Genomic DNA, 20,942 nt, shown 5'->3' with positions numbered 1-20,942 from the left:
CGCGGTCGCCGTGGTGTCTATCCAGGTATGACAACACCAATGGACATCGTGCTCGCCTACTACAACGCCTGGACCGGACAGGACTTCGACCAGGCGATGACCTACCTCGCCGATGACCTGGTCTGCCACGCGCCGGCCGGGCGGATCGAAGGCGCCGAGGCGTTCCGCGCCTTCATGGAGCCGTTCTCGCAGATCCTGGTGAAGGCGGAGCTGCTCGCGTCGTACGGCGACGAGACGACCGTGCTGCTGATGTACGGCACCAGCACCCGCCCGGTCGCCGATGCTCCCGGCGCCGAGCTCCACACCGTCCGCGACGGCAAGATCACCGAGATCCGCATCATCTTCGACCGGCTCCCGTTCGAACAGGCCCGCGCTGCGCAGGGCAAACCCGCCTGACAACCACTGCAGGCCCGGAACCCGGGGTGGGAGGTCCGGGCCTGCAGTGCGCGCCGGTCCGGACCGGGGGTGGGAGGTCCGGGCCTGCAGTGGCGCCTATGGCGCGGGTGGGCCGTCGAAGGGGGCGCTCCAGGTCTGGTTGGGCTGGTGGGTGCCACAGGAGTAGGTGGCGACCACTGCGTTGGGGTCGGCGAGGTTGCCGCCGGCGATGTCGATGCAGACGCCGGTGGACTGCCGCAGCTGTCCGGAGCGGTTGTAGGTCCACTTCTGCTTGGTGTCACTGCTGTTGCAGGTGGCCAGCCGGAGGCCGGCGGAGTCACCTGAGATGCACAGCGACGTGTTCGCCAGGGAGGAGATGAGCCCGGTGGTCTGGCGCTGCCATTGCTGGTTGCTGTTGCCGGTACAGGCGTACAAGGCGACCTTGTTGCCGACAGCAGCACCGGTGTAGGCGTCCAGGCACAGGGCGGTCGCCTGGAACCCGCTCTGCGGCGCCTGGATCTGGCCGACCGGGGTCGCGGCTCCGCAGCTTCCCGGGTCGATCGTGTAGATCGCGGTGTCATGGCTGGCGATCGTCGTGGTGATAGCTGACTGGACCGACTGGTTGGTGTGGGTCCACAGGTCCCGGGCGGTTCGAGTGCAGCCGGTGTTCCCGAAGCCGACCCGTGCCAGGTCCAGCGTGTAACTGGTCGAGGCCGAGTTCTTGTTCAGTACTGCGACCGCGCGGCGCCCGCCAGCCAGCGGTTTGACGACGACGTCGATCCCGGCGGTGGCGGAGGCGTTGCTGCGGGAGGCTAGGTAGCCACCCACACCGAGCGAGTCCTGGTCGACGGCGATGATGTCGCTGTTCTTGAGGATGTTCAACTGCGGCGCGTACGTCGTGGGGTCGGCGGCCAGCTTGCGGATGTCGGAGCTGATCATCAGCGGGGAGCCCATCGCCGACCAGAGTGCGAACTGGCTGCGCTGTTCGGCCAGGGTGAGCTGCTTGTTGTCACCGATGAGCAGCATGTCCGCGTCGTTGTGGTTGCCCGGGCTGTTGTAGCGGGCGAGCGCGATGTTGTCGGTCAGGTTCTGGTAGACGCCGCCCTCGTAGTAGTCACCGCCGTGTGGCCAGTTCCAGGCGGAGGCGTTGTCGCCGTGCCAGACGGCGATGTCCGGACTGACCCGCCACATCTGGCCGAGCGTGCGGACCCAGTCCATCGTGTTGTACTTCTCGGCGCTGGCCGGGCTGTAGCCGGCGGGTGCGGACTCGTTGAACAGGATCTTCCGGCTGGTGTTGGCCGTTGCCGTCTTCAACGAGTTGGCCATCGTCGTGAAGATCTGCTGGCGGTTGCTGCTGGTGGTACCGCAGTTATCCAGCTTGAGGGAGTCGATCCCCCAGTACGCCAGCGAATTGGCATCAGCTTGCTCGTGTCCCATTACCCCGCCTGGTACGCCCTGGCAGGTGTTGACGCCCGAGGTGCTGTACAGGCCGGTCTCCATGCCCTGGCTGTGCACGTAGTTGGAGTAGTCGGTCAACTCCCAGTCGAAGCCGGGCTGACTGCTACCGCCCCAGGTAGCAGCTCCATGCAGGTAGCCCGCGCTCGTGCGCTGCATCCAGCAGTCGTCGACCGTGAGGTTGGTGTAGCCGGCGGCAACGAGCCCGGTGTCCTTCATGGCCTTCGCCTGGTCCTGCATGAACTGCTGGAACGAGTAGCCGTTCCTGGTGCCGTCGAGCCGGGCCTGGGCGGCACAGGTGAACCGTGCCCAGTTGTTGAACCCCATCATCGGTTTCACGCCGATGGCGGTGCTGGTGTTCGCGGCGATCGGGTCAGCGACGGCTGCGGGTGCAGAGCCGACGACCAGCCCGGTGGTGGCCAGTGCGGCTGCTGATGCGAGGGTGATCAGCTTTCTCATGGGTGGGCTCCGTTCAGGGGATGAGTCACGAGCCGATGGCCGGGTCGCTGGTGGAGGCCGCGCCGGTCTCGATATGGCCGGCGAAACGGCGGAGGTACGCCGTGTCGGTGCTGCTGGTGACGCTGATGTCGTACCAGCGGTTGCCGGCGGCAACACCCCAGTTGGGCACCACGCGGGACGCGCCGGGCTGGACCGTGTACGAGTACGGCTGGGTCGGCGCGTAGCGGTCCACGCCGGTGAAGGTCACGGCTTTGGTCCCGCCGTTGACGAAGGTCAGGTCGACGTAACCGGTCGTCGCGTTGTGCCGGGCGGTGACCTCCGGTCCCAGTTCCGCGATGGTGCCGGCTCGCTCCTGGACGAAGCCGTTGGGACCGTACACACCGAACTGGTAGCGGGAGGACGGCAGCTGCCAGGTATCGCTGATGGATTGGCCGGCGCCGACCGTGTAGGGCCAGGGTCCATCGCTGCGGGTTGCCGAGGTGACGAGGAATCCCGCTCCGGCCGTGCCCCGGTTGGTGAAGGTGAACTGCATCCGGCCGCTCACGACCTTGGTGTCGACTGCCAGGTCGTACGGAATCGCCCGCGCCTTGCGCACACCCGACTCCTGCTTGGGCAGGGCGCCAGTCTTGGGCGGGACCGGGTGGTAGTCGGGTGGCGAGGTGTGGGACGCCGGTGGCTTGTAAGCCGTTGTGCTCGGCAACGAAGGCTTGCCGCTGTTGGCTCCGGTGAAGTCGAAGGCCGAGGTGAGGTCGCCGCAGACGGTCCGGCGCCAGTCGGAGACGTTGGGGCTGTGGACGCCGAAGCGCTTCTCGATGAACTGGATGATCGACGTGTGGTCGAAGGTCTGCGAGCAGGTCCAGCCGCCGGTGCTCCAAGGCGAGATGGCCAGCATCGGCACCCGGGGACCGAGGCCGTACTGCAGGTTGGTTGTGTAGCCCGATCCGCCTCCGCCGGTGTAGATCTCGCCGGTGGTGCTCACGGTCGACAGTCCCTGCGCTGCGGAGGCCGGCGGGTACGGCGGTACGACGTGGTCGAAGAAGCCGTCGTTCTCGTCGTACGTGAGTAGCAGGACGGTCTTGCTCCACACGGCCGGGTCGGCGGTGAGTGCGTCGAGTACGCCAGACACGTACCAAGCGCCGTAGTTTGCGGGCCAGCTCGGGTGCTCGGTGAAGGCTTCGGGGGCGGCGATCCAGGAGACCTTCGGCAGGTTGCCCGCTAGTACGTCGGCCTTGAGCTTGTCGAAGTACCCCTCGCCGTTCTTCGCGTTGGTGCCGGTGCGAGCCTTGTCGTACAAGGGGTTGCCGGGCTGGGCGTTGCGGTACTTGTTGAAGTACAGCAACGAGTTGTCGCCGTAGTTGCCGATGTATGGGTCGCTGTCCCAGCCCCAGCTGCCGGCGGCGTTCAGGCCGGAGCCGATGTCCTGGTAGACCTTCCAGGAGACGCCTGCTTGCTGAAGGACCTCGGGGAAGGTGTTCCAGCCGTAGCCGGCTTCCTCGTTCCCGACCACCGGTCCCCCGTTGGTGCCGTCGTTGCCGACCCAGCCGGTGTACATGTAGTAGCGGTTCGGGTCGGTCGCGCCCATGAAGGAGCAGTGGTACGCGTCGCAGATGGTGAACGCGTCGGCGAGGGCGTAGTGGAACGGGATGTCGTTGCGGGTCAAATGCGCCATCGACGTGGTGCCCTTGGCAGAGATCCACCGGTCCCACCGGCCGCCGTTCCAGGCGTTGTGCGTGTCGTTCCAGCCGTGCGGCAGGTCCTCGATGAAGGTCAGACCGAGGTTGCTCAGCGCCGGGCGGAACGGCAGTGTCACCTTGCCGCTGCCGTCCGCCTGGTTCCAGACGCTCTTCCCGCTGGGCAGCGGGATCGGCCGGGGGTCGCCGAACCCACGGACGCCGCGCAGCGTTCCGAAGTAGTGGTCGAAGGACCGGTTCTCCTGCATCAGGATCACCACGTGCTCGACGTCCGCGATCGTGCCGGAGTTGATCGCCGCCGGGATCGCGGCGGCCTTCTCGATGATCGCCGGCAGCGCGGCGGCCGCTGCGGTGGCACTCGCGAACTGCAGGAACCTACGGCGGTTGAGATCGGTCATGGACAGCTCCTCGTGTGCGGGGCGGACACAGCGATAACTGCTTACATATGCGCATAACTGCGCACTTAATCGGCTTCGAATGCATCATCGAACCGGTTTCAGGCACTGTCAAGCATCAGTAGCAGTCCTCATCAAAGTGATCACAAGATGAACACTTTGACCTGCATGCTGGATGTCAACGAGGTGAACGATCACCTCGAACGACCGAGGGAGTGCCCCGATGTTCCGAGGATTCGCCACGATCAGCTTCTATGCCGACGACCTGGCCGCGGCGCGCGACTGGTACGCCGAACTGCTCGGGCAGGAGGCGTACTTCCAGTTCCCGCCGGCCCCCGCGCCGCCCGCGTACTTCGAGTTCCGCATCGGCGACGACGAAGACGAACTCGGCTTCATCGACCGCAAGTACGCCCCACCCGGCGCCTCCAACACCCCCGGCGGCGCCGTCATGCACTGGCACGTCGACGACTTGGCAGGCACCTTCGAGCGGCTTCTGTCGATGGGCGCCAAGGAGTACACGCCCATCACTTCGCACGGCGACAGCAACTTCACCACCGCCGCGGTCATCGACCCCTTCGGCAACGTCCTGGGCATCATGCACAACCCGCACTACCTGGAAATCCTCCAGGCCCGCGCCCGCTGACTCCCCCACGCGACCCGCTCCAGTCGCTCCCGCTCCTTACGCCGGACGCTCCCACCCACCCTGGGGCGCGGGCTCCTTCGTCGCCCGCTTGATGACAGCGCTCGTCTCGCCCGGTGCCGTCCGGGACGAGGTGCTCTGGTGGGGTGCTCTGGTGGGGTGCTCTGGTCGAGGGTGCTGGTGGGGTGTGCTGGGGTGAGGTGCTCTGCTGGCGTGCCCGCCGACCTGGCTCGTGGCCAGACGAGTCCCCCGAGCAAGCCCACGAGTAGGTCGCCCACACACGCTGCACCCACCCCAACGCGGCCCGCCACCCCTCCGGCGAGTCACGTCAGCGGTCGCACACGGGCGACGCAGGAGCCCGCAGACAGGGCGGGTGGGAGCCGGGCGTGGAGTGAGCGACGCAGGAGCGAGCGGGGCGGGCGGCGTGGGGCGTAGTTGGATTCGGACGGGTGGGAGCCGGGCGTGGAGTGAGCGACGCAGGAGCGAGCGGGGCGGGCGGCGTGGGCGTAGTTGGATTCGGACGGGTGGGCTATCGAATGGGATCGGATTGGTCTTTGTTGGGGGTATGGCGGCGGCCGTAGCCTCAGGGGCATGGGCTTTTGGGGATCTGAGCGGCGGACGGTTGCGGGGCTTGGGTGGGTTGGGGCGCCCGGGGGTGGGCGGGAGTTGCTGGTGGTTGGGGCGAGTTTGGGGACGGGTGTTGAGGCGCTTTGGGGGGATTGCGTCGAGCGGCTTGGGGAGCGGTTCGATGTGCTGGGGTGGGAGGTTCCGGGGCATGGGAGTGGGGAGCCTGCGGCGGCGGCGTTCAGTGTTGAGGAGTTGGCGGGACGGGTTGTTGCCGGGGTTGAGGAGATTTGGGGGGCGGGGGCGTTTCGGTATGCCGGGGATTCGTTGGGTGGGGCTGTTGGGTTGGTGTTGCTCGCTGACCATGCGGATCGGGTGAGTGGAGCGACGTTGGCTTGTACCAGCGCGCGGTTCTCGGCGCCGAGGATGTGGCACGAGCGGGCCGCGCTGGTACGGGCCGAGGGGACGGAAGCGGTGGTGAAGGGGTCGCGGGAGCGGTGGTTCTCGCCTGGGTTCGCCGATCGGGAGCCGGCGGCGGTTGAGGTGTTGATCGCGTCGTTGCGGGCGGTTGACGACGAGAGTTATGCGTTGGCTTGTGAGGCGTTGGCCGAGTTCGACATCAGGGAGCGGCTGGGGCAGATCGTTCGGCCGTTCGCGCTGATCGCCGGGCGGGATGACGTCGCCACGCCGATCGCAGATGCGCAGAGGATCGTCAACGGAGCGCCGGGTGCGCAGTTGACGATCCTCGACGATGTGGCTCACTTGGCCCCGATAGAAGCACCCGACCGAGTTGCGAAGATCCTGAGCAACCCGTAGTTAGGCAGAGATGTCGGAGGGGTGTTTGGTGAGGGGGTGGATCTCCAGGTTCAGGTAGGGGAAGAGCGGTAGGTTCCAGAGGAGTTGGTGGAGTTCTTCGATGGTGTCGACCTCGAAGATGCTGAGGTTGGCGTACTGGCCGGCGATTCGCCAGATGTGCGGCCACTTGCCGGCTCGTTGTAGCTCCTGGCTGTAGGCCTTCTCCCGCGCGAGAGTCGCGTCGCGAACCGTCGGGTCCAGGTCGGGCGGCAGGTTCACTCGCATGGTCACCGCGAACAGCATGGGTCTCCTCACCGACAAGTCATGACGGGGCCAGGACGAAGTCGTACTCGACGTCTACGCCGTCGCCCGAAGGCTTGGGGTCGAGCATTAGTTCGGGCTTGACCGCGGACGCGATGTCGTCCTCGTTGTGCGGGTCACCAGGGAAATAGAGCTGGGTGGTGACCAACTGGTGGCCATCCGCCGAGACCTTGAGGTGCAGGTGAGCCGGACGCCAGGCGTGCCAGTCGGCGGCTCGGATCAGCGCGCCGGTGGCTCCGTCGGTGGGGATTTGGTATGGCGCCGGCTGGATCGTATGGATCCGGAAGCGGCCCTGGTCGTCGGCGGTGATGACGCCCCGAAGATTCCACTCGGGAAGGCCGGGAGCGAACTGGGCGTAGAAGCCGGCGTCGTCGCAGTGCCAGATGTCGACGCGGGCGCCTGCCAGCGGAGTACCGTCGGCGGACCGGACCTGGCCATGGAACACCAACGGCGTCCCCGGTTCGTCGGAGCGCATCGGCAGGGTCGCCTCGGCAGGTAGTTCAGGCGCGCCGGGAGCGTAGAACGGACCCTCGATCGTGCCCTTGCTGCCTTCGCGATCGGCCGAAGCGACTTCCTCGACGACGTTCTCGAGGAAGACGTCCAGGAACAGCGGCCACTCGCCATCCGCCCCGACCTGGATCAGCCAGGCCTTCAGGGCGTCGTACTCCGCATAGCTGACCTGGTTGGCGCGGATCGTCGCGTGGACCGCCGCCAGGACCTCCCGGGCCAGCAGGCTGACCCGTTCGGGCGGTGTGTCGGCGACGGCGGTCTTGTCGGCGCGGAACCGTTCGGTCGCGGATGCGCCGGTGGCGGCAGCGGTGGCCGACTCCTCGGTCGTGGTCATGATGGTTCCCTTCTCGCCCGACGAACCAAGGTCAGGCACGGTCGGTCCGGTAGTGCGCGAGCTTGCTCGCGTCGATGTCGATGCCGAGCCCGGGCGCTTCCCGGACCCGGAGCAGGCCGTCGCGGATCTCCAACGGCTCGGTCAGCAGGTCGTCGGCCATGTCGAGGAAGTTGGACAACTCGCCGGCCTGGCGTGACGTCGCCTCGAAGGCAGCGCCGAAGGCGAGACTGCACAGCGTTCCGATCTGCCCGTCGATCTGGTTGCCCAGGACAACTTCCACGCCGAGCCCCTCGCACTGCGCGAGCACCCGATGCGACCCGGTGAAGCCAGTACGCGCGGTCTTGATGCTGATCCCGGTGGCCGAGCCGCCCAGCAGTTCCCGCGTCACGTCGCCAGGCGTCGGCACACTCTCATCGGCGTACATCGGGATCCCGCTCTGCTTCACCAGCCAACGCCGGCCGAGTACGTCGTCAGCCGGGCACAGTTCCTCGGCAAACAGCAGGTCGAGGTCGGCCATCGCCCGCAGCGCCCGGGCGGCCTCGGCAGCGGTCCAGCCGCGATTCCCGTCGATGTAAAGCTCAGCGTCGGGCATCGCCTCGCGCAACGCCCGGCACGCCGACACGTCGAGGTGCAGAGGCCGTCGCCCCACCTTCACCTTGAAAGTAGAGATCCCGTACTGCTCCCGCACCCGCCCCGCCTCGGCAACCATCTCGGCCGGCTCGGCGAACCCGACCATGTGGGCCACCCGCATCCGATCCCTGAATCCGCCGAGCAACTCGGTGACCGACACCCCGAGCGACTGCCCGACAACGTCCCATAACGCCATGTCGATAGCCGCCTTGGCCGTCGGATTGCCGACCGTACGACCCAGCCGGACCCGCACCTGCTCACGCTCCAACGGCGACAGCCCGACGACCAGCTCGGCGAACACCCCGCAGACGACCGCGATGATCGACGCCTGCGTCTCGCCATAGGTGAACGGCCGCGGTGGCGCCTCGGCAACACCGACCAGCCCGTCATCGGTGTGCACCCGGACCAGCACATGCGCCGCCTCGGTCACCTCCCCCGACGCGAACCGCAGCGGCTTGCGATAAGGGATCGAGAACGGGATCGCTTCGACCTTCGTGATCTTCAAGGCTGCCCTCCCATCGTCATCGCCCGATCAGCGGACTACGGACGACGTTCCGTCCGGAGGCCCGGTCGGCGGAGTCGAAGAAGTCCTCCCGGTAGATGTCGCGCGGGAACAGCCGGGCCTTCATCAACGCCTTCATCGAGTCGGCGACGAATTCGGGGCTGCCGCACAGGTACGCCACATGCCCGGCCGCCCGCGGATAGTCCTCCGCGACGAGGGCCGGCACCCGCCCGCTGCGCCCCTCATACGATGATCGCGACAGCGCCGGACGATAGTCGAACCACTCATGTGCTGAAGCGAACGCTTGCAACCACTCGTGCTCGTACAGGTCATCGACAGTCGGCACACCGTGGTACAGGACTACTTGCCGCGAGCAACCTGTCGTCGCAAGATGCTGCAGGATCGCCTTCATCGGCGCGAGTCCGGTCCCGCCGGCCAACAACAGCACCGGTTCGTCCCGGGCCGGTCGCAGGAAGAACTGCCCGTACGGTCCGGAGACCGACACCGTGTCGCCGACAGCCAGGTCCTTGAAGATCCAGCCGTCCGTCGCCAACCCGTCCGCCGATCGCTTGACATGCAACTCGATCGTATCGCCGGGCAGACCGGCCAGCGAGTACGGCCGCGTCTCACCGTCACGCGTCCGCAGCAGCACGTACTGCCCCGGGTTGAACGGGATCGGTTCCGTCAACGCCACCCGCAGCCGTCGTACGCCGGCGCTCACCTCGGCCAGCTCGACAACCCGGCCGGCGTAGTCGCGTACCGGATGGATCTCGACGCCCTCATCGACATCAACCTCACCCTCGATGGTCACATCGCTACGCGGCTTGGCCACGCAGAGCAGAGCAGCTCCCTCGTCGCGCTCGCTCTCCAGCAGCGCGTACGGCGAAGCGTCGCCGAGATCCAGCTCGCCCTCCAACACCTGCGCCTTACACGTGCCGCAAGTCCCGTGAGTGCAGGCATGCGGCAACCACACGCCTTCGCGCAGACAGGCGTCGAGAACGGTCTGGTCCGCACGACACTTGATCTCAGCGCCGATCGGCTCGATCGTCACGGTGTAGGTCTCGTCGCTCATACCAAGACCTCAGACCGTGAAGTGCAACAGTGCCTTGTGCCCGATCCCGAGATCGGTCAAGGACGCATCCGGTACGGCGCTCAGCGGCTCGTCGAACAACCGCCAATCAAGAGATGCCGTGGCGTCGAAGTCCGGATCCGACCCGGCCCACGGCGCGACCATCCCGGCGACGAACTCGCCGAACGGCATCGCCCGCGGCACCCGGAAGCAGGCGGCCGAACAGAACAGCGGATTGCCGTCCCAGTGGACGTACACGAGCTGATCGTCACCGAACAGTTCCTGCCGATCAGCCGACGGGAAGTCGTAGTCGTACAACGCTTTCACCGGCATCGCTCACGCCTCCTTCGTCGCGCTCGAGTGCCACTCGGCCCACGATCGAGCGTCCGGCGACCCGCGGTACTCACCGGCGTCACCGTCCTGGATCCCGTACCACTCGAGCACCTCGGGGACGCTCGGCCCGCCGCAGTTGCCCTGGTAGATCTGGTGCACCGGCAACCACGCCTGGACGTACTTCTCCGGTTCTCGCTCAAAGATCCACTGACACCCGTCCGAGCAGGTATGGAACGTCTCGTCGCGGAACTCGCTGCGCCGGAACGAGATCGCAGCCGGGTCAGCGGTCTCGGTGAACGCCATCGGGATCTGACAGACCTGGCACAACTGCGGCAGCCCCTGGAAGAACACCCGGCCGCCGGCCGCCTCAATTCGAGCGTGCTTGTCCCAGACCGGCTTGTACTGCTGCGGATACGTCTCCGGGTACTGCTCGGCCAGCCACTTCGAGTGCTCGTCGGTCGGCGTCTGGGTAGTGAAAGACGCGGCGAAGCTGAAGTTGTGCAGGATCTTGTAAACCTGGTGGGACAGGTGATCCTTCTCGGCGATCGCCTGCTCCACATGCCGCGGCGGGCGGATGCCGTAGAACTCCAGATCCGGGAACAGCCCACCGAGCATCTGGTCCTCGAAGTACAGCTCGAACGCTTCCTTCCAGCTCATCACCGGCTTCGGGAGCATGTAATCCATCATCGCGGCGACCAGCGCCGACATCCGGTACGCCCGCCAGAACCACTTGTCGATCCAGTCCTGGATGATCGGCACGTTGTCCTCGTCCTGCTCCAGCAGGAACTTGATCGCCTCCAGCCCGAGCGTCATGTGCCGGCTCTCGTCGGACTGCGCCGAGAACCCGAACGACATCGTCGGCATGTCCCCGTTGAAGCTCGCGCCGCTCATGAACGGCACGAACAGCAGATTCGTCAGCAGGTACTCGAAGCTGAACGAGATCGAGATCAGGAACTCGAACGGCCCGGCCGTCATCGCGTCGTCGAACAGCGACTTCGGCACCGACAGGTACCAGACCCGGTCGTGCATCTTCGACCAGCTGTGGAAGCCGCCGTAGTACTTGTTGTAGTTGCTGATCGTGTGGATCTGCGTCTGGCAGTGCCGCAGCTCGTCGACGCTCTGGCACAACGCGGCGAACCGCGGGGCCGGTCCCTCGAGATAGCGCGCTAGGTAGGCGAAGTGCCGGTGCGCGGCGTACTCCAGTGGCGTGACACCTTGGATGAAGAGCTTGATCGAGTTCAGGTACGACGCGTCCGACAACCCGAGATGCCCCTGGCTCTGCGCGAAGCTGTCGAGTACGGCGTACAGGCGCTTGTCCTTCTCCGCCTGGTACTTGTAGTACGCGTCGACAGTCAGCCGGAACGGGTCCTGCCAGCCGTCCCAGTCGTGGACCTTGATGCCCTCGTACGACGTGTGCGGGAACAGTTGCTCCTTGCTGACGTAGCTCGGCTCCCAGTCGAGGTCACGGGTGAGCAGCGCGTACCGCTCCTTGAGCGGGAGCTTCTTCGGGCGGGTGATGGCTTCGGTCATGGTCAGTGCTCCCAACTCACGATGATCTGGTCGTCGTCCCACTCGGTGAAGTTGCCGGCGTACGAGACGATCGCCAGCTGGAACTCGCCGGTGTCCCACTCGTGGCCGAGCTGGGCCTCGACGGTCTCGCGGTTGATCACGATCCGGCCCGCCGACTGGAGTTTGAGCAGCCCGGGCAGGTGCCGGATGGTCAGCTCGGGGTTGTCCGCCTTGATCGCGTCGACGAGCGGCCGGTTCTCCTCGGCGTCCTGGATGTCGATGCCGACCTGGCGCAGCGTGGTGGTCATGCCTGTACTCCGTCCAGCTTCGTGGCGAGTGCTGCGACGGCTTCCTGCGCTCTTGGTTGCCAGGTGGTCGCGATGCGGGCCAGGTGTTCCGCGTTGGCGGGGCCATGGTCGGGGTCCGCGTGCCAGGCGGTGATGAGGGCGTCGAGCCACTTGCGCTGGTCGGCGTACCAGGTGCTGAGGTGTTGGGCGAAGAGCGAGTAGGCACCGGCGCCGGTGAGCAGGGCCTGCTCGTCGAGACCTGTGTAGAGCAACGGATAGATCAGCTGGTCGATGTGGTCGATCGCGAGCAGACCTTCGGCCCAGTCGTCGACGATCATGGTCTCCTCGACGAGCTTGCGCAGCGGCTGAAGGTGTTCGCCGGTGAGCCAGTCCTGCTTGGCTGTGGTCAGTACTCCCCCAGCGCCGGCGCCTAGGGCGATACCGACGCGGGAGAGCATCTGGGCGTTGCCGATGCGGTCGAACGCGGCGAAGGTGCAGCACTGCTCGAGCGAAGTACCGTAGGCGAAGCGTGCGCCGGCGACCGTCACCAGTTGAGCGCCGGACTCGTAGTGCCTCAGGGGGATCACGACTGTGGCGAGGACGTCTCGCCAGGCCGCTGGCATGCGGCCGAGTAGGTCGCGGCCTTCCAGGTAGTTCAGGGTTTTGCCGAACTCGTCGTGCAGTGCGGCGCGGTTGGTCACGTACGGGGTGTAGTAGAAGTTGCGCGGATCGGCGTAGGAGTAGGGGTCGGTGAGCTGGAGTGCGGTGTAGCGCGGGTCGTACAGCTCGCGGTCCTGGATCCAGGTCGGCCGGTAGTGGAAGTTCTCCCGCGGTTCGACGTCGAGCGTCGCCTCCTGGTACCGGGTGGCCGGCTGGTCGCCGAGCCGGTCGATGACGTTCTGGTAGCTGTTCCGCTTGGGTTCGATGACGTTGTAGCGCAACTCGTACTGCACGATCACTCCTGACGCTCGGCGTGCGGATGCGGCTCGATCAGGTTGAGGACGAGCCCCTGCAGTTCGTCCTCACTGCTCAACCGCCGGGGCTGCTGGTCGGACTCACCCGAGAGATCGAGGCTGACCAGCGCGGAATGCCCGGACATCACCGTCCGAACCCGCGCGGCCCGCTCGTGGTAGGTCATCGTGAAGGTCAGCTCCCCCGGCCCGACCTGATCGACCAGCTCGATCACGTCACCACGCGGGCGCAGGATCGCGTTGGCCTCACTGACCAACTGCTCGGCCAGCGACCGGACGATCACCTGTACGTCGGTCGCCACCGGAATCGGCATCGGCACGCTGTCCTCGACCCCGGCGACCGGCGCGGCCTCCCCATCGAGAAGTGCCTGAACACTGAGCATGAACGGCGTCATGCCAACGAGTCTCAACTCCCCAGCAGGACAAGGGAAATACCTAAAAAGTCGCCACTAAGACGCCAAGACTCTCAATCCCCCGAGGCCAACGCACAACTCTGCGCCTGCCAGGCTGTATGGCCGTGGCAGACGCAGAGTTGGTCGTGCAGGGTTCGGGTCAGCTGATTGACTGGACTATGACGTCTCCCTTTCCGATCAGGACGTTGGAGTCTGTGCGGACCTCGACGCCACCCAGCAGGACTCGTCCCGGTCCGGGTACACCGGTGGGGGTCACCGCGGCCTGGACTGTCCATTGCGCGCCCGTGGCTCGCAATGCGTTGACGTCCGGGATGGCAACGGAGCCGTAGGCGGGGCTGCTGAACACGTCACGGTAGTTGTACGTCGTGGATCCCGCCGGTACCGAGAACGGGTCGACGAGCGCGACCCAGGTTCCTGCCGCCGGGTTGTTCACCGTGATCGTTTCCTCTGCCGTACTGCCCGCACTCTGCGCTGCCAGAACACAGGTTCCGGACGTGCAGTTGTAGACGAACAGGTCGAGGTCCGCGCCGTGGTCGCTCGCATTCCCGATCGTGGCGCGCAGCGAGGTCGTTCCGGCCGGTACCTGCATGAGGAACTGCTGCTGCGGTCCACCCTCCGTGGCCGTCGGTGTGGCGAGCTTCGCGCTACCCAGCGCGGTTCCCACCGCACGCCCGACGAACGGCCCGAACGAGTTCGTCAGCGTGTACGAGCGGTTCATCGGCTGTCCCAGCGTGCCCGAAGCGATCACATCCGGGTTCGGGGACACCGACGCGCCGAGCACCGCCGCCGTCAGGACGAACGGAGTCTGGGTGCGGTCCGACGTACGCCGTGCCTCGACCACGACCTCCCACACACCCGCCAGCGGATTGGCCACCGTGCGGCTGGCCGGATCGCCCTGGCAAGTCCCACCCGGTACCGGCGGGTTGTAGCAATAGAGGCTGTTGACGTCGCCCTCGCTGGGCGTGCCGTACGGGTGGAACCGCAGGAAACGCGCCTGCCCGGTGCCCTGCGAGCCGTTCGGACCCGTCAGGTCGACCTTGAAGGCCGGCGACCCGGCCGGGACCTGGAAGAAGTAGGTCAGGAACTGGTCCCGGTTGACCTTGCCGGTGATCGTCTTGGCGGCCGCCGCCTGCGTCAGGCTGTACGGCACGACGAAGGTGTTCAGGGTCTGGAACTCGATCCCCGGTGAGCTGAGATCGTCGAAGTTCAGGATCGCCGAATGCGCTCCGGCGCTGGTGGGCTTGACGAGGACCGGCAACGTGACGTCCGTGTTGAGCGGCAGCGTGACGTTGTCCGCCGCCTCGAACATGCCGCCCTCGCCCTTCCACGACAGCTTGTAGTTCACCGATCCGGCCGGGCCGGACGTGCGCCGCAAGGTGTACGTCCGGGTGTACTGGACGCCCTGCGTGACGCCTTCGCGGTCGTTGATGCCGGTGCCCACACCAGGCGTGGCGAGGAAACCCGACAGCGCCGTGCTGACCGGAACCGCAGCGGTGATGGTGTCGGTCCGCGGACTCTTCCTCAGGTCGTCCCAGGCAGCGCTGACCCTGGCCAGACCGTTGCCCTGCTCGTAGGCCCCGTACTCCGGCATGAACCGTGCCGTCGACAGCAGCGCCTTGCGCAGCTGGGCCGGCGTGACGGTGATCCCCCTGGCCTTCGCGGCGCTCAGCAGCAACGCACCGGCGCCCGCCATCTGCGGTGAGGCCATCGAGGTCCCGTTGAACATGCCCAGCCCCGGCGGCAGCGCGTACGTTCCGGCCACCGGCTGACCGTTCTGCCAGGTCGGTACGGCCGAGACCGCGGCGCCCGGCGCGACGATCTGGGGCTTGAAGCCGCCGTCCTCCGACGGACCACGCGAGGAGAACGGGTGCAGGTTGTCGTACTGGCCGGCCCGCGAGCCGTAGTTCGACATCCAGGTGTCCTTGTTGATGTACGAACCCACGCTGACGACCTGGGTCGCCACGGACGGGTCGCCGACCGTGTTCATCCCGGGGCCGCTGTTACCGGCCGAGATGAACATCTGGACGCCGTAGTCGTTGATCAGCCGGTTGTACAACACCGCGCGGGCGTTGTTGCCGTCGTTGAGCGCCGGCAGCCCGCCGATCGACATGTTGATCACGTCGACGTGCGCCACGGTGACCGCGTAGATCATCCCTTCGAGCAGCGCGTGGTTGGTGCAGCCGGCAGTGAACAGGCAGACCCGGACGGAGACCAGCTTCGCGCCCGGCGCGGCGCCGTCGGCGGCCCCGCCGAAGATGTTGTTGCCCGCGGCGATGCCGGCCACGTTCGAACCGTGCGCACCGGAGACGATGCCGATGTTCACCGCGTTGTCGGCCGGGTCGGTCTGGACGACGAACGGCACCGACTCCTTGATCGGAGTCGCCGGGTTGTCGGTGCCGAACACGCCCGTGTCGTAGTTGACCTTGTAGTCGGTCATGGCCTGGTTGTCGGCGAAGGTGCCGTTCTGGTTCGTGTCCACCCAGACGGTGCCGGTGTCCTTGTTCCACGCGACCGGGAAGAGCCCGGACGACCCCGCCGGGTTGCCGTCCCGGTTGACGTCGTTCCCCAGCTCGCCGCCGAGCCGCGGGTCGCGCTCGTTGAACGTGGCGGTCCGGACGGTCTGGCCGGGCAGCCCGACGGTCGCCCCGTCGACCGACTGGGTCATCGACAGCCAGGTCGGGTCGTTGTCGGCGTTGACGCCGCCGACGAAGGTCGGGTCGGTGTAGGTGACCCAGTCGACGATCTTGCGCTCGCCGGTCGAGGTCGTGTTCAGCGCCGGGTGACTCAGGTCGACGCCACTGTCGAGAATGCCGATCGTGGTACCGCGGCCGTCCCAGGTCGGGTTGGTGTTGACGAACTGTGCCGCGCCCGTGTCCTGGGTCGGCAGGTACGGGTTGGCCCGCTCGGTCGACGCGTTCGGCGCCTGCTGCGGGATGGGATCCTCAGCGCCAAGCGGTCGCGGATCGTCGAGCGGGATCAGATCGTCGACGTCAGCCGTGGTCACGCCCGCGACGTTCGCGACGTCCTGCGCCTTGTCGATGCTGATCTTGACCCGCAGGTAGCCCACCGAGTCGGTGCGCTCCTCAACGGTGCCGCCGAGCTTTTCGAGGCTCTTGGCAACCTGGTTGCTCTTCCCCCGGTCCGCCGCCACCAGCAGCGTGACCGTTTTCTGGCCTTTCGTCCGTGCCTTCTGCAACAGCACTTTGTCGCCGTAGCCAAGATCCTTCGGCCGCTTCGCCGCGACCGCCGCGGGCGTTGCCCCCAGCATCGAGGCGATCACCACCCCGGCGGCCAGCACGGCGCCGTACTTCCTGGTTCGAGACAGCATTGTCCGATTCCCCTCCCCTAGGCACATTCCGATGCACGATCGCATCGGCAGCCGGGGTTCCGCCAGAGAGGAAGGAATCTTTCCAATGATTGCGTGGGGCGGTTAGTGGGTGGGAGGGAGGCGGCGGCCGCCGCCGATCAGGGCTTCGGCCCGGGAGCGGACTTTGGCGATCAGTGGGGACGGCTCGTCGGCTCGGGTTGCGAGGGCCAGTTCTACCTCGTTGGTGGTGCCGGCCAGGGGTAGGTAGGCGGCGCCGGTGATTTGGAGATGCTGGACTGACGCCGGTACCAGGGCAACTCCCAGGCCGGCGGCGACGAAGGAGACCAGGGTGGAGGTTTCGGCGACCTCGTGCATCGTGGCCGGTACGAACCCCGCGTGCTGGCAGGTGTCCAGGACGGCGTCGTAGACGACCGAGCGATTGTGCGACGGGTAGGTGATGAACGGGTCGTCGGCGAGATCCGACAGGCGGACCTTGTCGCTGGCGGCGAGTGGGTGCTGGGTGGGTAGGACGGCGATCAATGGCTCCCGGCGAAGTACGCGGACCTCGATCTGTGGGCTGCGGACCGGCGGGCGGAGGAAGGCCAGGTCCAGCGTGCCGTCCAGCAAAGCGGCGACCTGTCGTGGCGTGAGCATTTCGCCGTGGATGTCCAGTTCGATCCCCGGCAGATCCGCCCGGACAGCGCGTACGAACGAAGGCAACAAGTCGTAGGTCGCCGACCCGGTGAACCCGATCGCGATCCGTCCCAACGTCCCGCTGGCGACCTCATTGGCCTCGACGACCGCGTTGTCCACAGCCGCCAGGATCTCCCGCGCCCGTTCGAGAAACCGCCGCCCGGCCTCGGTCAACTCGACCTTCCGGGTCGTCCGATGCAGCAGCTGCACCCCGACCTCGGCCTCGAGCAACTTGATCTGCTGCGACAACGGCGGCTGGGCCATGTTCAGCCGCGCCGCCGCCCGCCCGAAATGAGCCTCCTCGGCGACGGCCACGAAGTACTGCACCCGACGCAGTTCCATCTGCGGACAGTACCGCGCTACTTGCCCTCGATGGCGTCCAGATCGCGTACGGCGTACCGGTGGTGTTCCCACTCCTCCTGGAGAATCGTGTGCAGACACGACAACGTGGTCTCCGGATACTCAGGCGCCCACGGATTCGCCCGGACCGTCGCCAACTCCTCGACGGTGACGCCCGCGATGAACGCCCGCACCATCCCCACCCGCTCGGCCCGGACCATCAGCACCTCGTCATACGACGGCGTGCCCGTCGCGAACACCGACATGTCGTTCCCATCGGTCTCGTACTCCGCGTTCGGCTGCCCGATCGGATGAAACGGCTGCTCCACGCCCAGAATCGCCCGCCGCAACCAGACATCGGTCGCCATCACCAAATGCCGCAACGTCTGCGCGAACGACCACTCCCCGTCGACCGAGACATCGACCGTCCCCGCCGGCATCGCCGCAGCCCGCCCAAGCGTCCCCTCCCAGGCCCGCTCGAGCGCCGCCCACGCGGCCCGCAATCCATCCGGATCCGAGGCCCGCCGCTCCGCCCGCCCAGGAAACCGCCGATTCAGCTCAGCATCCACAAACGGAACGACGTCGACCCCGTTGACCAGCAGGCTGTCGTCACCCTCGAGCAACCACGGCGCATCGATATCCGCCCCGCCAACCTGCACCGACCGCATCACCACCCCCGACAAATCAGCCCGGACAAACCGGGCTCCCCGAAGGTCCGCATCAACAAACTCAGTCCCCTGAGAGCCGGCCGGCTGCGTCAAGTCATCCATGGCGTGAGTCTGGCATCGCCCACGGACCATTTCGGCGAACGCTCTCGGCACTCAACGGACTGCCTGCCAGGCGAGCCGCGTACAAAGCCGCTCCCAGCACCGGCGAGGCGATCGGATCCCGCAGCTCCACCGGTGCGTCGGCCAGCTGATTCTTGAAGGCGGCCCTGACCTGCTCGCTCGCGAAGACACCCCCGGACCACGACACCGGCACGACCTCACCGGCGGGGAACTCAAGCTGGGCAGCCGTCGACAACACCAGACCAGCCAAGGCTTGGCCAGCCTCACTGAGGATCGAAGCACAGGCCCCGTCCCCATCGGTCGCCGCGGCGCTCACGACCGGCGCCAAGGACGCGATCCGCGCCCGGTCGCCCTGCCAGCGATTGAGCACGACATCGACGAGATCGAGATCCGCGGCGAGCTGCAGATGCTCTGCCAGGCGCTTGCGCAACGGGCCTTCACTCAGCCGCCCGTCGGACATCTTCGCGAACGTGTTCAGCCCGCGGACCGCGATCCAGTACGCCGACCCTTCGTCGTCGAACAGCTCCCCCCAACCGCCGACCCGCAACCCACGGCCGCCGTACTCCCCGTACGCCATCGACCCGGTGCCACCGATGACGTTGACCCCATCGACCCCACCCAGCGACCCGGCCCATCCCGCGACCATGTCGTTGTCACAGGCGTACCGCTGATGCCCAAGTACCTTCGCCGGGATGCCGTTCAACGTCTCCACGTCCCCGCTGACCTCGCCATAACCAGGCAGCGCGACAAACGCATACGCGATCTGCTCAGGCCGAACACCAGCCGAAGCACACACCGCTCCGACACCTGACCGCAGAACATCCTCAACCAGGTCGATGCTCCCGCCCAGGTAGTAACAGCTGGGCGCCAAGGCCGTCGCCAGCACTTCCCCCGCCGCGCTCACCAACGCGAACGCGGTCTTGGTACCACCGCCGTCGACCCCCAGATAAACAGCTGAAGGAGATTCAGACACGATCGCTCCATCGCCCACAGACGCGACCCCGCCTCGGACCCAAAGCCCTGGCGCCTGACCACCGGACTCAGACCGGCTAGGTGCGTCACAACCATACATCGGCCGGCCTCAGCAACGGCGCTGTCGTTGAGCGCCGTTGCTGAGGGGTGTTTCAGTCGGTTGTGTTGAACCAGGCGCGCAGTCTCGGGGTACGCCGGATCACCAACTGGTCGAGCAGCAGGGCGAGTACCAGCGTGATCCCGAACATCGGCAGGAACAGCGCCAGCGCGACCACGAGGACCGCGAGCACCGGCGTCGCCTTCAACGGCAACCGGCCCCTCGGCGCACCGACGGCGCCGGCCGCCTTCGGGCGACGGCGCCACCACATCAGCGGGCCGGAGACGCACATGAAGATCACGCCCAGACAGAACGCCGTGGTGAGAACCATGTTCGCGGTCCCCAGTCGCCGGCCCTCATGCAGCGCGATCCCTTGGGCGACCGTCCTGGCCAGCAAGGGATAGTCCTGGTAGCCGTACGTCGAAACCACCTGCCCACCGAACTGGTCGACGTGCAGCGTCCGCTCCTTGGCCGGATTCCGGAAGGCATACCCGATCACGGAGTACACGCCCTCCTCGCCGGAAGGCAATGCGATCGTCAGCGGCCGCGCCAGCCCGTTCTGGGCGCCGACAACCACTGCGGTGTCGATGGTGGCCACTGAACGACGGTCCTGGTTCGGATCCGACTTCGGCACCTTCGACTCCCCCAGCGCCCAGGGCACCGCATGACTGTGCGGCAACGACTCGTCCAACGTCGACGTCGGGTTCGACAGCGCACCAGGGTCCTCGCCCCACATCGAACTGCCCTGGCTGGTCGCGAACTGCTGCACCTTCGCGCCCCAGAAACCCGTCCACGGCAGGCCCGACACGATCAGGAACAGCAGGCCGACGCCCAGCACCGACCCCGTCAACGCATGCCGCGACCGGAGTACGGCGCCCGCTGCTTCCGCCGTACGCCGTCGCGCCCGGGCGACCCGCCCTCGGACGAACAGGTAATAGCCGGTGATCGCCATCACCAACGCCCAGCAAGCACCGATCTCGATCACCGCGTCGCCCCAACGACCGGCCATCAATTCGCCGTGCAGCAGGATCGCGCCACCCGACAGCGTCGAGTCCGGATCCAGCGACCCCAGTACCTCCCCCTGGTACGGATCCACGAACACGTCCCGGGTGGCGCCTTCCGCGGTCTCCACCGAGAAGACGGTCGACCGATCGGGGCCGGACGGCTCGGTCATCGACAGCACGCTCGCGTCCGGAAACGCCTTCTTCACCTCAGCGAGCTGAGCGTCGTACTGCTGAGCCCGTAGTCCGGCCGGCTGTTGCACCTTCATCAGATCGGCGTGCAGAGCCGGCTCGATCTGGAACCTGAACAGGTAGATCAAGCCGGTCACGGCCAGCACCAGTACTACCGGAATGACCAGAAAACTCGCATAGAAGTGCCATCGCCAGAAGGCCCGGAACAGCCCGGCTCCCCTGCTGCCTTGTTTTCCCGGTGGCCTTTGCACGCCACCGACCTTTGTTGCCACATCACCACTACGTTCCATCTGCATCTCC

At 66.7% G+C, this 20,942-nt stretch carries 19 protein-coding genes; 3 read left to right on the top strand and 16 right to left on the bottom strand.

Going from position 1 to position 20,942, the window contains the following annotated elements:
- The first annotated feature begins 27 nt into the window (after positions 1–27).
- The gene (locus tag AB0M15_RS13735) at positions 28–396 is read left to right on the top strand and encodes a nuclear transport factor 2 family protein (protein ID WP_363817440.1); all 369 of its coding nucleotides are present in this window, start codon (positions 28–30) and stop codon (positions 394–396) included.
- Positions 397–492: 96 nt separating this feature from the next.
- Here the strand turns inward: AB0M15_RS13735 and AB0M15_RS13730 are convergent, their stop codons facing one another.
- On the bottom strand, positions 493–2,289 hold the full coding sequence (locus AB0M15_RS13730; protein ID WP_363817437.1) for a ricin-type beta-trefoil lectin domain protein: 1,797 nt from the start codon (positions 2,287–2,289) through the stop codon (positions 493–495).
- Positions 2,290–2,314: 25 nt separating this feature from the next.
- On the bottom strand, positions 2,315–4,378 hold the full coding sequence (locus AB0M15_RS13725) for a phosphocholine-specific phospholipase C (RefSeq protein ID WP_363817434.1): 2,064 nt from the start codon (positions 4,376–4,378) through the stop codon (positions 2,315–2,317).
- A 220-nt stretch (positions 4,379–4,598) separates the two neighbouring features.
- On the opposite strand from AB0M15_RS13725, the gene AB0M15_RS13720 reads away from it, so the two are divergent.
- Both AB0M15_RS13720 and AB0M15_RS13715 read left to right on the top strand, forming a co-directional pair.
- Positions 4,599–5,018, top strand: a complete 420-nt coding sequence (locus AB0M15_RS13720; protein ID WP_363817431.1) for a VOC family protein — start codon at positions 4,599–4,601, stop codon at positions 5,016–5,018.
- A 588-nt stretch (positions 5,019–5,606) separates the two neighbouring features.
- Positions 5,607–6,395: an alpha/beta hydrolase gene (locus AB0M15_RS13715; RefSeq protein ID WP_363817428.1), complete on the top strand. Its 789-nt coding sequence runs from the start codon at positions 5,607–5,609 to the stop codon at positions 6,393–6,395.
- Here AB0M15_RS13715 and catC read toward each other — a convergent pair whose 3' ends face one another.
- The 14 genes from catC to AB0M15_RS13645 all read right to left on the bottom strand — a co-directional run bounded on the left by catC (position 6,396) and on the right by AB0M15_RS13645 (position 20,932).
- Positions 6,396–6,677, bottom strand: coding sequence for a muconolactone Delta-isomerase (gene catC, locus AB0M15_RS13710; RefSeq protein ID WP_363817425.1), 282 nt, complete (start codon positions 6,675–6,677; stop codon positions 6,396–6,398).
- Between the two features lie 19 nt (positions 6,678–6,696).
- A complete protein-coding gene (gene catA, locus AB0M15_RS13705; RefSeq protein ID WP_363817422.1) occupies positions 6,697–7,539 on the bottom strand; it encodes a catechol 1,2-dioxygenase in 843 nt (280 codons plus the stop codon).
- A gap of 31 nt (positions 7,540–7,570) precedes the next feature.
- Positions 7,571–8,674: an enolase C-terminal domain-like protein gene (locus AB0M15_RS13700; protein ID WP_363817419.1), complete on the bottom strand. Its 1,104-nt coding sequence runs from the start codon at positions 8,672–8,674 to the stop codon at positions 7,571–7,573.
- Between the two features lie 16 nt (positions 8,675–8,690).
- Positions 8,691–9,743, bottom strand: coding sequence for a 2Fe-2S iron-sulfur cluster-binding protein (locus AB0M15_RS13695; protein ID WP_363817416.1), 1,053 nt, complete (start codon positions 9,741–9,743; stop codon positions 8,691–8,693).
- A 9-nt stretch (positions 9,744–9,752) separates the two neighbouring features.
- On the bottom strand, positions 9,753–10,073 hold the full coding sequence (locus AB0M15_RS13690; RefSeq protein ID WP_363817413.1) for a phenol hydroxylase subunit P4: 321 nt from the start codon (positions 10,071–10,073) through the stop codon (positions 9,753–9,755).
- 3 nt (positions 10,074–10,076) lie between these two features.
- Complete coding sequence (locus AB0M15_RS13685) at positions 10,077–11,603, bottom strand: phenol 2-monooxygenase (protein ID WP_363817410.1); 1,527 nt, start codon at positions 11,601–11,603, stop codon at positions 10,077–10,079.
- Between the two features lie 2 nt (positions 11,604–11,605).
- A complete protein-coding gene (locus AB0M15_RS13680) occupies positions 11,606–11,890 on the bottom strand; it encodes an MmoB/DmpM family protein (RefSeq protein ID WP_363817407.1) in 285 nt (94 codons plus the stop codon).
- Positions 11,887–12,822 (bottom strand): hypothetical protein, encoded by a 936-nt coding sequence (locus tag AB0M15_RS13675; RefSeq protein ID WP_363817405.1) that lies wholly within the window; start codon positions 12,820–12,822, stop codon positions 11,887–11,889. Before AB0M15_RS13675 ends, AB0M15_RS13680 begins: the two co-directional genes overlap by 4 nt.
- Before the next feature lie 2 nt (positions 12,823–12,824).
- On the bottom strand, positions 12,825–13,235 hold the full coding sequence (locus tag AB0M15_RS13670) for a hypothetical protein (protein WP_363817402.1): 411 nt from the start codon (positions 13,233–13,235) through the stop codon (positions 12,825–12,827).
- Positions 13,236–13,392: 157 nt separating this feature from the next.
- Entirely contained in the window at positions 13,393–16,581 is a 3,189-nt protein-coding gene (locus AB0M15_RS13665; RefSeq protein ID WP_363817399.1) for a S8 family serine peptidase, read from the bottom strand.
- Between the two features lie 102 nt (positions 16,582–16,683).
- Positions 16,684–17,595 (bottom strand): LysR family transcriptional regulator, encoded by a 912-nt coding sequence (locus AB0M15_RS13660; protein ID WP_363817396.1) that lies wholly within the window; start codon positions 17,593–17,595, stop codon positions 16,684–16,686.
- A 17-nt stretch (positions 17,596–17,612) separates the two neighbouring features.
- Positions 17,613–18,362 carry a DinB family protein gene (locus tag AB0M15_RS13655; protein WP_363817393.1) on the bottom strand — a complete coding sequence of 250 codons (750 nt, stop codon included), beginning with the start codon at positions 18,360–18,362 and terminating at the stop codon, positions 17,613–17,615.
- Complete coding sequence (locus AB0M15_RS13650) at positions 18,355–19,353, bottom strand: BadF/BadG/BcrA/BcrD ATPase family protein (RefSeq protein ID WP_363817390.1); 999 nt, start codon at positions 19,351–19,353, stop codon at positions 18,355–18,357. Before AB0M15_RS13650 ends, AB0M15_RS13655 begins: the two co-directional genes overlap by 8 nt.
- Before the next feature lie 151 nt (positions 19,354–19,504).
- Entirely contained in the window at positions 19,505–20,932 is a 1,428-nt protein-coding gene (locus AB0M15_RS13645) for a PepSY domain-containing protein (RefSeq protein ID WP_363817387.1), read from the bottom strand.
- Positions 20,933–20,942: the final 10 nt, after the last annotated feature.

The sequence above is a fragment of the Kribbella sp. NPDC051718 genome, assembly GCF_040681515.1.
GTDB lineage: Bacteria > Actinomycetota > Actinomycetes > Propionibacteriales > Kribbellaceae > Kribbella.
The sequence above is the reverse complement of the archived record's forward strand: the minus strand, read 5'-3'. Positions and strand labels throughout refer to the sequence as shown.